13 protein-coding genes are annotated in these 14,317 nt (G+C 70.4%); 6 read left to right on the forward strand and 7 right to left on the reverse strand.

Translation table 11 applies throughout. The features are described 5' to 3' along the window. Positions 1 to 183 precede the first annotated feature (183 nt). From CQ034_RS18065 to CQ034_RS18075, 3 genes are read right to left on the reverse strand one after another with little or no spacing between them, the layout of a single operon-like run. Positions 184 to 1,104, reverse strand: a complete 921-nt coding sequence (locus CQ034_RS18065; protein ID WP_181156371.1) for a carbohydrate ABC transporter permease — start codon at positions 1,102 to 1,104, stop codon at positions 184 to 186. 2 nt (positions 1,105 to 1,106) lie between these two features. Then, a complete protein-coding gene (locus CQ034_RS18070; protein ID WP_181156372.1) occupies positions 1,107 to 2,081 on the reverse strand; it encodes a carbohydrate ABC transporter permease in 975 nt (324 codons plus the stop codon). A 30-nt stretch (positions 2,082 to 2,111) separates the two neighbouring features. Then, the gene (locus tag CQ034_RS18075; protein ID WP_105712170.1) at positions 2,112 to 3,356 is read right to left on the reverse strand and encodes an extracellular solute-binding protein; all 1,245 of its coding nucleotides are present in this window, start codon (positions 3,354 to 3,356) and stop codon (positions 2,112 to 2,114) included. Between the two features lie 329 nt (positions 3,357 to 3,685). Between CQ034_RS18075 and CQ034_RS18080 the strand changes: the two genes are divergently transcribed. Genes CQ034_RS18080 through CQ034_RS18100 form a run of 5 tightly spaced genes read left to right on the forward strand, consistent with a single transcriptional unit; the run spans position 3,686 to position 8,155 of the window. Further along, on the forward strand, positions 3,686 to 4,582 hold the full coding sequence (locus CQ034_RS18080; RefSeq protein WP_029263220.1) for an SIS domain-containing protein: 897 nt from the start codon (positions 3,686 to 3,688) through the stop codon (positions 4,580 to 4,582). Between the two features lie 24 nt (positions 4,583 to 4,606). Beyond that, complete coding sequence (locus CQ034_RS18085) at positions 4,607 to 5,599, forward strand: ROK family protein (protein WP_258134266.1); 993 nt, start codon at positions 4,607 to 4,609, stop codon at positions 5,597 to 5,599. Beyond that, entirely contained in the window at positions 5,596 to 6,540 is a 945-nt protein-coding gene (locus CQ034_RS18090) for a 1-phosphofructokinase family hexose kinase (protein ID WP_105712171.1), read from the forward strand. Before CQ034_RS18085 ends, CQ034_RS18090 begins: the two co-directional genes overlap by 4 nt. Further along, positions 6,537 to 7,379: a class II fructose-bisphosphate aldolase gene (locus tag CQ034_RS18095; protein WP_105712172.1), complete on the forward strand. Its 843-nt coding sequence runs from the start codon at positions 6,537 to 6,539 to the stop codon at positions 7,377 to 7,379. The genes CQ034_RS18090 and CQ034_RS18095 overlap by 4 nt, the downstream gene beginning before the upstream one ends. Next, a complete protein-coding gene (locus tag CQ034_RS18100; RefSeq protein ID WP_091033372.1) occupies positions 7,379 to 8,155 on the forward strand; it encodes a DeoR/GlpR family DNA-binding transcription regulator in 777 nt (258 codons plus the stop codon). The genes CQ034_RS18095 and CQ034_RS18100 overlap by 1 nt, the downstream gene beginning before the upstream one ends. A gap of 386 nt (positions 8,156 to 8,541) precedes the next feature. Here the strand turns inward: CQ034_RS18100 and CQ034_RS18105 are convergent, their stop codons facing one another. The 4 genes from CQ034_RS18105 to CQ034_RS18120 form a co-directional block, all read right to left on the reverse strand. Continuing rightward, complete coding sequence (locus CQ034_RS18105) at positions 8,542 to 10,992, reverse strand: CHAT domain-containing protein (RefSeq protein ID WP_105712173.1); 2,451 nt, start codon at positions 10,990 to 10,992, stop codon at positions 8,542 to 8,544. A 279-nt stretch (positions 10,993 to 11,271) separates the two neighbouring features. After that, positions 11,272 to 12,837: a S8/S53 family peptidase gene (locus CQ034_RS18110; RefSeq protein ID WP_105712174.1), complete on the reverse strand. Its 1,566-nt coding sequence runs from the start codon at positions 12,835 to 12,837 to the stop codon at positions 11,272 to 11,274. A 56-nt stretch (positions 12,838 to 12,893) separates the two neighbouring features. Continuing rightward, positions 12,894 to 13,349: a hypothetical protein gene (locus CQ034_RS18115; RefSeq protein ID WP_029263213.1), complete on the reverse strand. Its 456-nt coding sequence runs from the start codon at positions 13,347 to 13,349 to the stop codon at positions 12,894 to 12,896. Further along, positions 13,346 to 14,026 (reverse strand): RNA polymerase sigma factor, encoded by a 681-nt coding sequence (locus tag CQ034_RS18120; protein WP_258134268.1) that lies wholly within the window; start codon positions 14,024 to 14,026, stop codon positions 13,346 to 13,348. Before CQ034_RS18120 ends, CQ034_RS18115 begins: the two co-directional genes overlap by 4 nt. 69 nt (positions 14,027 to 14,095) lie before the next feature. On the opposite strand from CQ034_RS18120, the gene CQ034_RS18125 reads away from it, so the two are divergent. Further along, positions 14,096 to 14,314: an SCO4848 family membrane protein gene (locus CQ034_RS18125; RefSeq protein WP_029263211.1), complete on the forward strand. Its 219-nt coding sequence runs from the start codon at positions 14,096 to 14,098 to the stop codon at positions 14,312 to 14,314. Positions 14,315 to 14,317 lie beyond the last annotated feature (3 nt).

Below are 14,317 nucleotides of genomic sequence, written 5' to 3' on the forward strand. Positions count from 1 at the left end.
CCGACCCCTGGTACGGATGTCGGGAGAGTGCACGGATGCAGGACGACACGCCGTGCGTCGGCCCTGCAACCGTGCATCCGTCCGACAAGTGCTCGGCCACGGAGGGAACTCGGGCGCCGCGGTCGGGCCCCGGGGGCCGGCCGCCGCGGCTCGGCCGCCGAAGAAACCCGGCCCCCGCCCGGCCTACTTGACGCTGCCCGCGGTCAGACCGCCGACCAGGCGCTTCTCGATGAGCATGAACAGGATGACCACCGGCAGGATCGCGACGATCGAGACGCCGAACACATACTGCCAGCTGGTCTCGTACTGCCCGACGAACTTGGTGAGCGCGACCGACAGTGGCTGGTTCTTGTCGGTCGACAGGATCACGAGGGAGGCCGCGAACTCGTTCCAGCAGGCGACGAACGTGAACACGATCGCGGTGACGATGCCCGGCCACACGAGCGGCAGGTTGATCTTGAACAGCACGGTGAATCGCCCCGCGCCGTCGATCTGCGCGGCCTCGTCGACCTCTTTCGGGATGCCGGCGAAGAAGGAGTGCATGATCCACACGGCGAACGACAGGTTGAAGGCGGCGTTGATGAAGATCATCGCCATCCAGGTGTCGCCAAGCCCGAGCACGGTGAACTGTCGGAACAGACCCGAGGTGAGTACGGCGGGCTGCAGCATCTGCGTGATGATCACGAGGAACAGGAACACCATGCGGCCGGGGAACTTGAACCGGGCCGTGTAGTACGCCGCCGGCAGCGATACCAGCAGCACGAGCAGCGTCGCGAAGACGGCGATGACGATCGTGGAGATCAGGTTGTACGGCAGCGGCGTCTCGGGGGTCGACCACATCGTGATGTAGTTCTCCCAGTGCCACTCCGTGGGGAGGTAGGTCGGGTCCACCGACCGGATCTGCGGCTTCGTCTTCACGGAGCCGAAGAACATGATCAGGTACGGCAGTACGAAGATCGCGAGCACCAGGAATCCGGCCGCCATGCGCAGGATCACGCGGGGGAGCGTCACCTGGTCCTCGGTGTAGCGGCGCTTGCGCCCCGGGATGCGGGGGGCGGCGCCGTCGCCGGCGGTGGTCACGAGGGCAGTCTCGGTCACGGTCATGATCAGACCTCCTTCATGGGCTTGACGATCTTCACGTAGGCCGCGACGATCACGATGACGATGAGGAACGCGACCACCGAGAGGGCGCTCGCGACATCCACCTTCTTCTGCAGCTCGATGTACTTGAAGATGAGCGTCATGATCGTGTCGGCGCCGTAGCCCGGTATCGACCCGGTCATCACCTTCAGGATCGGCAGCGAGTTGAAGACGTTGATGATGTTGATGAGCACCGCGACCGCCAGCGCACTGCGCAGCTGCGGGAGGATGATCGACCAGTAGGTGCGGGCCGGGCTCGCGCCGTCCATCTTCGCCGCCTCGATCGCGTCGGCCGGGACCGCCTGGAGTCCGGCGAGGATCGTGTACGTCGTGAACGGCAGCGATACGAAGATCGCGATCACGATCGACCAGGTGAAGGCCGTCGCGGGGTTCTTGGTCCAGCCGTACCCGACGGCGTCATCCGAGAGCCCGATGTCGTAGAGGAACTTGTTGAAGATCCCGAAATACGGCTCAAGGCTGTAGTAGAAGACCATCGTCGTCATGACGACGGATGCCGCCCAGGGCACGATGACGGCCATGCGCACGAGCTGGCGTCCGGGGAACGCCTTGTTGAGGATCTGCGCGAGGCCGAGCGAGATGACGACCGTGAACAGCACGACCGACACGACCCACACGATCGTGCGGAAGAAGATCGGCCAGAACTCGGCGAACGTGAAGACCGTGACGAAGTTGTCGAAGCCCACCGATCCCTTGTCGAGGCCCGACAGCGAGATGTCCCGTGTCGAGTTGAAGAACATCACCCCGGCGGGGAAGAACACCACGCCGATGATGAGGAGGAGTGCGGGTGCGATCCAGGGCAGAGCCTGGAGCAGGTCCTTTCCGCCCGGCCTGCCGCGCACGGCATCCGGGGTCTTCCGGGGGCGGGGGCGGCCGGTGGTGGCCGCCCCCGCGAGGTTCGAGGACTCTGTCTTCTGGCTCATTCGGGTACCCGAACCTCTCCGTCAGCGGGCTCAGCCCGCGTCGACCTGCGCCTGGATCTCGGTCAGCACATCCTGCGCCGGCTTCGACTGCAGCTGACCGAACAGCGACTTGAACGCACCGTCGGCGGCGGACCACTTCGGGTTCGTCGACGGGTAGAACTGGGCGTCGGGCAGCACGTCGAGGAACGGCTTGAGGGCCTCCTCGCCGGCGAGCTGCTCGGCACCGGACTTGGTGACGGGCAGGAAGCCTTCGGCCTGTACCCACGGCACGTACACGTCGGCCGAGTAGTAGTAGTCGAAGAACTTGGTGATCGCCTCCTGCTTGTCGCCGTCGTTCTCGAAGGCCATCAGCTGGTCCATGACGCCGAGCGTGAACGGCGAGCCGTCCTTGGTCGGGATCGGGACGATGGAGTAGTCCAGGTCGGGGTTGCCGTCGGCGATCTGGCCGACCGTCGGCGGGAGGCCGACCTGCATGCCGATCTTGCCCTGGATGAAGATGTCCATCAGAGGCGAGCGCTGCGTCGAACCGGGGTCGGCCTGGGTCGCACCGGCGTCGATCATCTTCTTGATCTGCTCGGCGCCGACGAGGTTCTCCGGGGTGTCGATCGTGATCTCGGACTCATCGCCGAACGATCCGCCGCCGCCCCACAGCCACACGGCCGCCTCGGCCTGCGCCTCTTCGGATCCGAGCGGCATGCCGTAGCCGGCGACGCCCCCGCCGAGTGCCGACACCTTGGTCGCGGCATCCAGCAGCGAGTCCCAGTCGGTCGGCGCCTCGACACCGGCCTGCTCGAGCAGCGCGTTGTTGACGAACAGGGCGCGGGCCGACGCGATCATCGGCAGCGCGTAGGCGGTGCCGTCGATCTCGGCGTTCTTCAGGAACGACTCCTGGAAATCGGAGAAGGTCTCCTTCGAGACGACGTCTTCCGTCGGGTAGAGCAGCTCATCGCCGACGAAGCCCGCGAAGGGTCCGCCGTTGTAGATGTCGGGAGCCTCGCCCGCCTGGATCTTGGTGGAGACGACCTTCTCGAGGTTGTCCCAGGACTGCACCTCGAGCTTGACCTTGATGTCGGGGTTGGCCTTCTCGAACCCGTCGATCACGGTCTCCCAGTTCGCCTTGGTGCCGTCGGAGTAGCTGGGGACGAGCAGGTCGAGGGTCGCTGAGCCCTCTTCGCCTCCGCCGTCTCCGGACGATCCGCCGAACCCGCACGAAGCGAGCGAGAGCGTGGCGACGGCCGCAATGGCGGCGGCGCCGAACCGCAGTGACTTCTTCATGTGTATTGCATTCCTCACTGTGAGTGTCCGTCCCTCGGCGGCAGGCCGCTTCGGGAAGGGGGTGTGGTGCACAGTCGCAAGCACATCTCACGCGACAGTGCGTGGTGACCGCTTCGCCGGGTGGCATCCGCGATCGTTCAAGCCGGGGCTCGGGGGTTCTCGGCGACGATCGGAATCGACGACGAGGCGTTGGAACTTGTCCGATTATTTGTCAGGGGAACAAACAAATCAAGGGTAAGTGGGGGTTGTCGTTGTTTTCCGCCATACTATGATTGATTCCGGCCTCAAACAATCACAAGTATGCAACGTCTCGCCAGAAAGGCACCCCGATGACTGAATCACTTCCCGGCGCGCACATGCGCGAAGAACTCCACTCCCAGCCGCAGATGTGGGCACGGGCTGCCGACCTCACGGCCGAGCAGGGCTTGCTCCCCGCCACCGGTGCGCGGGTCGCGGTCGTCGGCTGCGGCACGTCGTGGTTCATGGCGCAGTCGTACGCCGCTCTCCGCGAGTCCTCGGGACACGGCGAGACGGATGCGTTCGCCGCTTCCGAGGCGTTCATCGACCGGGGATACGACGCCGTCGTCGCGCTGACGCGATCCGGCACGACCAGCGAGGTGCTCGAGCTCGTCGACCGCGTCAAGGGACGCATCCGCACGATCGGTGTCATCGGCGACCCGACGTCGCCGCTCGCGTCGCTCGTCGACGATGCGGTACTGCTGCCGTTCGCGGACGAGAAGTCCGTGGTGCAGACGCGCTTCGCCACGACGGCCCTCGCCCTGTTCCGTGCCTCGCTCGGCGAAGACCTGTCCGCGGCGATCGCCGATGCCGAGGCCGTGCTCGCGGAGCCCGGCGATGACGAGCTGCGTGACGCCGAGCAGTACACGTTCCTCGGACGCGGCTGGACGATCGGTCTCGCCCACGAAGCCGCTCTGAAGCTGCGGGAGTCGTCGCAGTCGTGGACCGAGGCCTACCCGTCGATGGACTACCGCCACGGTCCGATCGCCATCGCCGCTCCCGGCCGGGTGACGTGGCAGTTCGGCGAGGCTCCGGAGGGGCTCGCCGGCGAGGTGACCGCGACCGGTGCCCGATTCGAGCAGCGGGCGATCGACCCGCTCGCCGACCTCGTGCGGCTGCACCGCACGGCGCTCGACCGCGCGGTGGAGCGCGGGCTCGACCCCGATCAGCCGCGCAACCTCACGCGATCCGTCATCCTGGATGCATGACCCCACGCATGGCCGGAGCCGATGATGATCGACCCTGACGCGGCAGCGGCCGTTCCCGACGTCGAACGCGACGCGGCGGGAGACAAGCTCGCCGACGTGCGCGGGCTCGGAGTCGGCGCGCCCGTCCTGGCATTCGACGTGGGCGGAACCGACATCAAATCGGCGCTGTTCGACGCCGACGGGACGGCGCTCGGGCTCCGTCGCACGCCCACGCCGATCGCCGACGGCGACCGCACGCAGGTGCTGCTCGAGCGGCTCGAAGTGCTGGCCGCCGAGCTCCGCGCGGCGCATCCCGACGTCGTTCCGCAGGCGGCCGGACTCGTGGTGCCGGGGATCGTGGATGCCGACGCCGGGGTGGGCGTCTTCGCGAGCAATCTGGGCTGGCACGACTCGCCGCTGCGCGACCTCGCCTCCGCTCGCCTGGGCCTGCCCGTGGCCTTCGATCACGATGTGCGGGCGGCGAGCTGGGCGGAGCGTCGCCTGGGCGGTGCTCGCGATTACGCCGATGCCGTCGTGCTCGTGATCGGCACGGGCATCGCCGGCGCCCTGCTCGTCGGCGGTGTGCCGTACACCGCCGGTGGCTACGCGGGCGAGATCGGGCACTCTCCCATCGCGGACGGGCCGATCTGTCCCTGCGGCGCGCGCGGCTGCCTGGAGGCCGTGGCCTCGGCCGGCGCCATCGCGCGGCGCTACCGGGAGGCGACCGGCATCGCACCCGACGGGGCCAAGGACGTGATCGCCCGCGCGGCGGCCGGCGACGAGGTCGCCGCAGAGATCTGGAACTCGGCGCTCGACGCCCTCACGATGTCGCTCGCGCAGCTCACCGCGGTCGTCGCGCCGCAGGCCGTGGTCATCGGCGGCGGTCTGTCCCGTGCCGGCGGTGCGCTCTTCGACGAACTACGAAGGCGCCTCGCGGACCGGCTCAGCTTCCACCGCATCCCCGTGCTCGTCCCCGCCGAACTCTCCGGCAACGCCGGCCTGCTCGGTGCCGCCCTGCGCGCGAGGGAGCTCACGTGATCCTCACCGTCACCCCCAACCCCGCGCTCGACCTCACCTGGCACATCGATCGGCTCGTCGAGGGCGATACGCACCGGGCGGATGCCGGAGTCGCGCGCGCCGGCGGCAAGGGGCTCAACGTCGCCCGTGTGGCGTACTCCGAAGGAGCGGACGCCCTCGCGGTCACCACGACGGGCGGCCGCGTCGGCGAGGAGTTCGCCGCCGAGCTCCGCGCCAGCGGAGTGCCGCACGCCCTCGTGTCGGTGGCCGCCGAGACCCGGCGAAGCATCGCCGTGGTCGACGAGACCGCCGGCGACACGACGGTCATCAACGAGCGCGGGATCAACCCGACCGACAGCGAGTGGGCCGATCTCCTCGCCGAGGTCGTCGAACGGCTGCCGACTGCGAGGGTTCTCGTCGTCTCGGGCAGTGTGCCCCCGGGCGCCCCGGAGTCGCTGGTCCCGATGCTCATCGCGGTGGGGAAGGACGCCGGAATCCCGGTCATCGCCGACACCTCGGGTTCTGCGCTCCTGCGCGCGGCGGATGCCGGTGCCGACATGCTGAAGCCCAATGCGGCCGAACTCGTCGACGCCACCGGCATCACCGACCCCGTCGAGGGTGCCCGTTCGCTGATCGCCCGCGGCGTCGGGCTCGTGCTGCTCTCGCTGGGCGCCGACGGCATGCTCGCCGTCACCGCCTCCGACCTCGTGCACGCGCGACTCGACGAACCTCTTGCGGGCAACCCGACCGGCGCCGGAGATGCCGGTGTAGCGGCCTGCGCCGTGCTGTACGCGGAGGGCGAGCGCGACCCCGAGCAGATCCTCCGCCGCGCCACGGCCTGGTCCGCTGCCGCGGTGCTCGCCCCGCTCGCCGGGGACATCTCCCCGCGCTGGCGCGAGCTCGAACAGCAGCTGCGCGTCTCGCATCCCGACCCTGAATCGTTCCGGAAGGACCCTTCGTGACCCTCGTCTCCGCTCGCGACCTCGTCTCCGCCGCATCCGCCGCCGGCACGGGGATCGGCGCGTTCAACGTGATCCACCTCGAGACCGCCGAGGGGCTCGTGCGTGCCGCAGCTCTCGCCGAGTTGCCCGTGATCCTGCAGATCTCGCAGAACTGCGCCGACTATCACGGCGGGCTCGAGCCGATCGCTCTGGCCACTCTCGCGGTCGCCCGACGCGCGCAGACGCCGGTCGCCGTGCACCTCGATCACGCCGAACGGCCCGAGCTGGTCGACGAGGCCATCGCGCTGGGCTTCGGGTCGGTCATGTTCGACGGCGGCGCGCTGCCCTACGCCGACAACGTGGCGCTCACGGCATCCGTCGCAGCCCGGGCCCACGCGGCCGGGGTCTACGTCGAGGGTGAGCTGGGCGAGGTGGGCGGCAAGGACGGTGCACACGCGCCGGGTGTGCGCACCGATCCCGACGAGGCCCGGGAGTTCGTCGCGGCGACGGGTGTCGATGCGCTCGCAGTGGCGGTGGGTTCCTCCCACGCGATGACCGACCGCACGGCGTCGCTCGACCTCGACCTGATCGCGCGGCTGCGAGCGGTGCTGCCCGTTCCGCTCGTCCTGCACGGATCCTCGGGTGTGGCGGATGCCGTGATCGCGGACGCCGTCCGCGCCGGGATGACCAAGATCAACGTCTCCACGCACCTCAACGGCTTCTTCACCCGGGCGGTGCGCGAGAAGCTCGACGCGGACGAGCGGCTGGTCGACTCGCGCAAGTACCTCGCGCCTGCCCGCGATGCGCTCGCCGTCGAGGCCGCCCGCATGCTCCGGCTGTTCGCGCTGAAGGGGGCCTGATGAAGCGCGCAGCGCGGCTGAACGCGATCCTCGACCTGCTGGCGGCGAGCGGCGAGGTCACGGTGGAAGACCTGGTGGAGCAGTTCGGCGCCTCGTCGGCCACGACCCGCCGCGACCTGGATACCCTCGCCGAGCAGCGGCTGCTCACCCGTACGCACGGTGGCGCCGTGGCACAGGCCGTCGCCTACGAGCTGCCCATCCGCTACAAGAGTCACCTGCGCACGCAGGAGAAGGACAGCATCGCGCAGACCGCGGCGGGCCTCGTCGCCCCCGGCATGGTGGTCGGGCTGTCCGGCGGCACCACGACCACGGCGATCGCGGCTGCACTCGCCGCCCGAGACGACCTGTCCGGCAACGGCGGCATCACCGTCGTCACGAATGCCGTGAACATCGCCGCACAGCTCGCCACGCGACCCGACATCAAGGTCGTCGTCACCGGCGGCGTCATCCACTCCCGCAGCTACGAGCTCGTCGGTCCGTTCGTCGAACAGCTGCTGCGCGGGGTGCGGCTCGACATCGCCTTCATCGGCGTGAACGGGATGGATGCCGCCGCGGGTGCCACCACGCAGGACGAGCGCGAGGCCGCCGTCAACCGCATGATGGCCGAACGTGCCCGGCGCGCGGTCGTGGTCACCGACGGCAGCAAACTCGGCGTCGAGGCCTTCTCGACGGTCGGCGGTGTCGAGCTCTTCCCGACCGTGATCACGGATGCGGGAGCGGATGCGGAGGCGCTCGCCGCGCTGCGCGCCGCCGGCTATGCGGTGCTCGTCGCCTGATCCGGGACGTTCGGCGACTGGGCCCTCAGCGCACAGCCTGAAGGAGTTCTCGCGTTCTGAAGGACCGATTCGCGCATCCGGTCCTTCAGAACGCGAGAACTCCTTCGAGAGCGGTGCAGTGCCGTGCGGACAGACGTGAGCCCGGACACCCCAAGGGCCCCGACGTCCCCAGATCGTCGAGGCCCTATGAGGGCGCCGCGGCTGTATGCCGCGACACCCCCGAGCAGATGGTGTCCGTGTCGTACTCACGCTCCCCAGCGCGCTTGATATCCCCAGATCCGACTGCGCCTCCCTCGCGCCTCAACCCTTCGAGGCCCTTCGCATGGCACCTTCCGAAGAACAGGAGCGTGCGGCACCGGTTCTGATACACCGAATGGAGAAAAAGATCAGAATCCGTCTCCGTGGCACTGGAACGGGGCGCTGAGACCGGTGTCGACGGTGGCTCGGGCGAGCGCCGCCGAGGGTGTCGCACCCTCGGACAGGCCGACATGCACGGCACTCAGCAGCTCGGCCGCCACTTCGTCGGGCACGGCGACGGGGGCGGCGATCACGCAGTCCGCGCCCGCGTGCAGCCACACCCGCGTCATCCCGAGCGCCTCCTCGCCCCAGCGCACCGAGGAACGCCCGAGTTCGCAGGCCGAGAGGATCACGGTCGTGGGGACGCGCGGAATCAGGTCGACGTCGTAGCCGAAGAGGATGCCGTCGGCGAGCTCGAAACCCGAGAACAGGGGGTTGTCGACCGCGTGCCTGCCGTGCGCCGCGATGTGCAGCACGTCGCTGTCCGCCGCGAGTCGGGTGGCCGCCGCCACGGTCGCCTCGCCGCCCTCGAGGATCCGCGTCGCCACACCCCCGCCGTCCCAGGTGTCCGCGGCCCGCCGCACCTCCTCGCCGGCGCGGGGGACGCGCGGGCCCGCGGCGAACCCGATCGTCGACGGGCGTCTGCCGACGACGGCCGCGCCGCCCCGCAGTCGCGACACCGACGTCGCGAGCGTGAAGGGGAGCCCGGTCATCCCCGGCAGCATCGCCCACGGCACCCCGCCGAGTGCTCCGGGCACCGTGATCGCCAGACGGCGTGCCGACGGTGCCGCCAGGAGCAGCGGCGCGAGCAGCTCGGCATCCAGCAGCGCCAACCGTGCAGAGAGTGCGCGCGCGGTCACGGCGCCCATCAGCCCGCCCCGGGTCATCGCGGCCATGTCGAGGTCGGCGCGCAGACCGTCGAGCGCGGATCGCACACGAGGCCAGGACAGGTCGACGACCGTGGCCCCCGACGACGTCACCGCGATGGCGTGCAGCGCGGAGCCGGTGAAGACGTACGACAGGACGGCGGTGTCGGGATCGAGCAGCGCCGTCGCCTCGGCGAGGCCCAGCCGCTCGCGGGTGCCGCCCGCCCCTGTCGCGGCCCACTGCCGCTCCCGCACCCGGTCGCGAAGGACGCGCACGCGAGCGTCCGTGGTCCAGTCGGCGCCGGCGAGCTCGGCGCGCAGCATCCGCAGTTCCGCCAGATCCACGGCCAGCGAGTCGTCGCGCGGAGGCCGCACCGGAGCGACCTGCTGGCTGAGGTGACGGGCGCGCTCCGACCACTCGAACATCGTCGCAGGATCGTGCAGGCGCGCGGCGGCGGAAAGGCCGGCATACATCAGGTCGGCGCCGTGCATGGCGACCGAGGCCTGCAGGTCGAGGGCACCGAACGACTGCTGCCAGGTGGTGAGCAGGTCGAGGCCGTCGGCGGCGGCTCGCAGCGCATCCCGGTCGCGCCCTCGTGCGGCCGCGCGCGCGGCTCTCACCTCGTGGGCGCGGAGGCGGAGCGGTGTCGGGGCGCTGTCGTCGAGCCGCGGGAGGCGCCCAGCCCCGTCGCGTCGTGCGCTCAAGCGGAGGCCGGTCGCCTCGGTCCGGAATCCCGCATGGTCGAGGGCTCTGGCGGTGCGGGCGAAGGCGGGCGCGTCGACGGGGCGGTCCGGCTTCGCACGCTGCCGCGCTTCGAGCCGCACCGCTTCGGCGCGCGCCGCCCACCCGTGGTTCCCGAGCGCGGTGAAGCGCCGTGTCGCCGTGCGGGCCGTGCGCTCGGCGGCAGCCGGATCGTGGCGCAGCAGCGAGCGCGCGAGGTGGAACTCGGCTTCCCCCCTGGCCTGCTGCATCCGCTGCGCGCCGAACTCCGCGGCGACCCGACCCAGCAGGGTCTCCGCCTCTGTGGTGAGGCCGGCGTCGCGAAGAACCTCCGCGCGGTCGAGGTCGCTGATCGCGGCGGCCAGGTCGCTGATCGCGGCGAGCGTCGGACGGGAGCGGGTCATGAGGGTGAGTGCGCTGACGAGGTCTCCGCCGAGCAGCGCCGCGTAGCCGAGGTTGTGCCGCGCCTCGGCGAGCGGCTCCTGGTCGTCGTTCGCCTCGTACACGGCCACCGCGCGCCGCAGGTCTTCCATGCACGTGTCGAGCTCGCGCTGCTGCATGCGCACGACCGAGCGGTTCATCAGGCAGTTCGCGAGCTCGGTGGTCTCGTCGCCGATCGCGGTGAACGTGTCGATGGTGCGGCTGAGCTCGACCTCGGCCGCCGCCAGCGTGCCGGCGTGCATGAGGAGCACACCGAGCTGACCGCTGAGCACGGCGATCGTCTCGGCGCGCAGCCCGGAGCGGCGGAGGGCGTCGCGGCACAGCTGCTCGGCGGCGGCCGGCTGCCCGGTCTGCGCGAGCACGTAGGCGGTCGTGCCGTCGATGCGGGCGCGCAGGTCGGGATCGTCGGTGCGGGCGGATGCCGTGTCGAGCGCGCGCCGCGCCTGCGTGAACCGTCTCGCGTTCGCCGCCTCGACTCCGCGCCGGTGCAGCTCGTTGGCGGACAGGGGCATCCGTCCAGAATGCCCTGCCCCGCGGCTGGGCGGAAGAGCGCGGATGCAGGCCGTTCGGCCGCGGCATCTGCCGGCGGGTCCGTCGGGTCGGCGACGGCATAGGGATGTCGGGTGCGCGGCGTACGGATGTCGGGAGGAATCACGGATGCCGGACGACACGCCGCGGATCTGTCCGACAGGTGTGCATCGGTCCGACAAGTGGACGGCGGGGGACCGAACCGGGGCCGAACACCAAGTCGGACCGCCCGTATCGGTGCGGGCGGTCCGGCTCGGGGGTGGTCAGGTCGGGTCGACGGGTGTCGGCAGGGACTTCAGCACGGCGGCGACGGCCTTCTTCGCGGCCTTCGGGGCCACCCCGCCGACCGGCACGGTGCCGAGCTGCGCGGCGATGCGTCCGGCGACGTAGGGGGCCGCGAACGACGTGCCGCTCCAGATCGCGAATCCGCCTCGATAGTCGTCGGGGTCGATCGTCTCCCGGCGGAGGCCGTCGACGTCTGCGCGAGTCGCCGCCTGAGAGCCTCCGACGAAGCCGGGCGAGGTGCTCACCACGGCGGCGCCCGGGGCGTAGGTCTGCACCCACGGGCCGACGTTCGAGAAGAGGGCGACCGACTGCGCCGAGGGGTTGAGCGCCCCGACCGACACGAGCGGGGTGCCGTCGTCGTGCGGGATGCCGTTGCCCGAGTCCGGCCACGGCCACAGCGATGCCGGGAACGAGGGCCGATCGATGGCGTCGTTGCCCGCCGAGCACACGACCACGCAGCCGAGCTCGCGGGCCTTGGCCAGCAGCTGGTGCAGCGTGAGGCTGAACATCTTGTCGACCGGCGTCTCGTGGTAGTAGCTGAGGGACAGGTTCAGCACGTCGATCGGGAAGCCCGTCGTCGGGTCCTCGCGGTGCCGGATCAGCAGCGTGACGACCTGCGCGAGCGTGTCGAGCAGGGTGCTCTCGTCGACCACGCCCAGTGCGCCCGCCACGCGGATGGAGAGGATGTCGGCATCCGGAGCCGCCTGTCGCACGAGCCCCGCGATGAAGGTGCCGTGGCCGGCGACCGCGTCGATCGCGCCGTCGAGCTGTCCGTACAGGTCGGGGTAGCGCTCCGGATCGGCGTCGTCTGTCAGCCCCACAGGGACCCCGTCGAGGTCGACATGGCGGGTGACGATGTCGTCGGGAAGCCAGGCGTGCGCGCCGCACCCCGTGTCGAGCACTGCGACGACGGGCCGCCGCCCGCGCTTCGGCGCCGGTGCGCGCACGGGAGCAGGGCCCAGCCAGGTTACCGGCTGTCGCGCACCCCTCCCGGGCTCGAGGTAGTCGTCGCTGCCCGCGGCGCCCTCACCGCGCACCGGGTTGGTCCGGGTGAACGGGTTGGTCCGCGTGAAGGGATTGGTCCGGGTGAACGGGTTGAGCCCGACCGGATCGATGGACAGCACGTGGTCCAGGCTCGTGCGCGGCATGGGCGAGTGCGACATGCGCCGGGCACGCTGGAGCACCCGCCAGGCGTCGGGCGAGAACGGGGCCTCGCCGCCCACCGGCTCGACGGGGGTCGTCAACAGCAGGCGCTGGAACCCGGCGACGCCAGGAACCAGCTCGCCGTCGCCGATCCGGTGCGCTCCGCGCTCTTCCTCGAGCTGCCACCCGAAGGTGTCCGCCGCATCGCGCAGCGTCCGTACCTCCTGATCGTACGCTTCCTCGTCGCCGAGAGCTCGGGTGACCAGCAGTCGCTCCGGCAGGTACGCCGTCGGAAAGGCGCGGATGCCGTCCACCGGTTCCGTGCTCGGGTCGAGGGCCGTTCCCCGGCGGATCGATCCTTCCGCGCGGTCCTGCCAGGTCCATCCCTTGGGCTGCTCCATCGTCATCCTCTCGGTGCGGGTCGCCCCGCGGCTTCATCGGCGGGCGGCGCCCGCGGTCACAGCTCGAACTGCGGGGTCGCGAGCGTGCGCGTCTCGTCCCCGATCGCCGTCGTCAGGCGCACGCGCGTGAGACCGGGCGGCACCTCGTCGAACGCGAAGCGTCCTGTCTCCTCCGGCGCGGCCGAGATCGTCTTCTCGCCCTGTGTCAGGAAGACCTCTGCGGCACCGGTGTCGACCCAGCCGTCGACGCGGCGGCGACCGGATGCGGTGCGCGTCACGTGCAGCAGGATGCTGGTGGTGCCGTCGCTGAACTGCAGGGTGAGCGCATCCGCCTCACCCCGCACGGCGCCGAGCTGCCCCTCCACGAGGGTGAGCAGCGCGTACTCGCGGTTCAGCCCGTCGGCGGCCACGGCGGCGACCATGCGGTCGATCAGACCGGCGGGCACGGGGTCGACGTCGCTCCAGAGCGTGCGGAGGCGTGCGAACATCTCGGCGTCCTCGTGAGTGCTCATGCGAATCCCCCCGCCTGGGCGGTCGGCGGTGCGTCCAGCAGCGCGCGGAGCTTGGCCAGGCAGCGATTGCGCGTCGGGCCGATGCTTCCGATGGGCATCGCGAGGTCGCTCGCGATGCGCGCGTAGTCGGGCCGGTCTTCGAAGGCGATCACGCGCAGGAGCTTCTGGCACCTCTCGTTGAGGCGGCGCACGGCCGTCCACAGCCGTCGGTTCTCGTCGCCGAGCGTCGCGTGCTCCTCGGCCGACGCCTGCTCGGGAAGGAGAGCATCGAGGTCGTCGTCGACGGTCGTGTCGATCTTGCCGTGCGCCTTGGCGACCTTCCAGGCCTCGCGCCGGGCAGTGGTCGTGAGCCAGGCCGACACGGCCCGCGGGTCGCTGATCGAGCCGTGGCCGCGCACGAGCTGCAGCCAGGTGGTCTGCACCACGTCTTCCGCGAGCGTGCGTTCGAGCCCGTACGCGCGCACCACATGCCAGAGCACGGGGGTCATCAGTCGTACGAGCTCGTCCATCGCGCGGCCATCGCCCTCGCGCCATGCGCCGAACAGATCCGCGGCGCGCTCCCAGCGTGCGCGCCCGTCATCCGAAGCAGGATCGAGAGCGGCGCCGGGTGCGCCGTCGATCATGAAGCCCATTGTGATCACACCTACCAGGAGCACGGCAAGAGGTTTCTGATACATGACTTCATCCAAGAATTCCGCGCTCGTCCGGCGGTCGGGCGTGGGGGCGGACCTCGATAGCGTTGAGGGGTGATCGCCCTCTCCGTCGTGCTCTTCCTCAACGCCGCCTTCAACGCCGTCGTATGGCCGCAGTTCTACAAGCGCGTCGCCCACGATCCGCGTGCGCGCGACGAGAACGGCAAGGCCACCGCGTTCCTCAAGGTGCACGCCGTCCTCATCGCGATCGCCCTGGTGCTCGCACTGGTCTCGGTGCTCGCCGGCGTCGCGGCGCTGACCGGCGCTCTCTAGCGC

The organism is Microbacterium sp. MYb45, from assembly GCF_002979655.1.
Taxonomy (GTDB): Bacteria; Actinomycetota; Actinomycetes; order Actinomycetales; family Microbacteriaceae; genus Microbacterium.

What these genes read in the sequence shown, in the direction of transcription:
- CQ034_RS18065 (WP_181156371.1), bottom strand. Translation starts at nt 1,104, where the DNA reads ATGACCGTGACCGAGACTGCCCTCGTGACCACCGCCGGCGACGGCGCC.
- CQ034_RS18070 (WP_181156372.1), bottom strand. Translation starts at nt 2,081, where the DNA reads ATGAGCCAGAAGACAGAGTCCTCGAACCTCGCGGGGGCGGCCACCACC.
- CQ034_RS18075 (WP_105712170.1), bottom strand. Translation starts at nt 3,356, where the DNA reads ATGAAGAAGTCACTGCGGTTCGGCGCCGCCGCCATTGCGGCCGTCGCC.
- CQ034_RS18080 (WP_029263220.1), top strand. Translation starts at nt 3,686, where the DNA reads ATGACTGAATCACTTCCCGGCGCGCACATGCGCGAAGAACTCCACTCC.
- CQ034_RS18085 (WP_258134266.1), top strand. Translation starts at nt 4,607, where the DNA reads ATGATCGACCCTGACGCGGCAGCGGCCGTTCCCGACGTCGAACGCGAC.
- CQ034_RS18100 (WP_091033372.1), top strand. Translation starts at nt 7,379, where the DNA reads ATGAAGCGCGCAGCGCGGCTGAACGCGATCCTCGACCTGCTGGCGGCG.
- CQ034_RS18105 (WP_105712173.1), bottom strand. Translation starts at nt 10,992, where the DNA reads ATGCCCCTGTCCGCCAACGAGCTGCACCGGCGCGGAGTCGAGGCGGCG.
- CQ034_RS18110 (WP_105712174.1), bottom strand. Translation starts at nt 12,837, where the DNA reads ATGGAGCAGCCCAAGGGATGGACCTGGCAGGACCGCGCGGAAGGATCG.
- CQ034_RS18115 (WP_029263213.1), bottom strand. Translation starts at nt 13,349, where the DNA reads ATGAGCACTCACGAGGACGCCGAGATGTTCGCACGCCTCCGCACGCTC.
- CQ034_RS18120 (WP_258134268.1), bottom strand. Translation starts at nt 14,026, where the DNA reads ATGTATCAGAAACCTCTTGCCGTGCTCCTGGTAGGTGTGATCACAATG.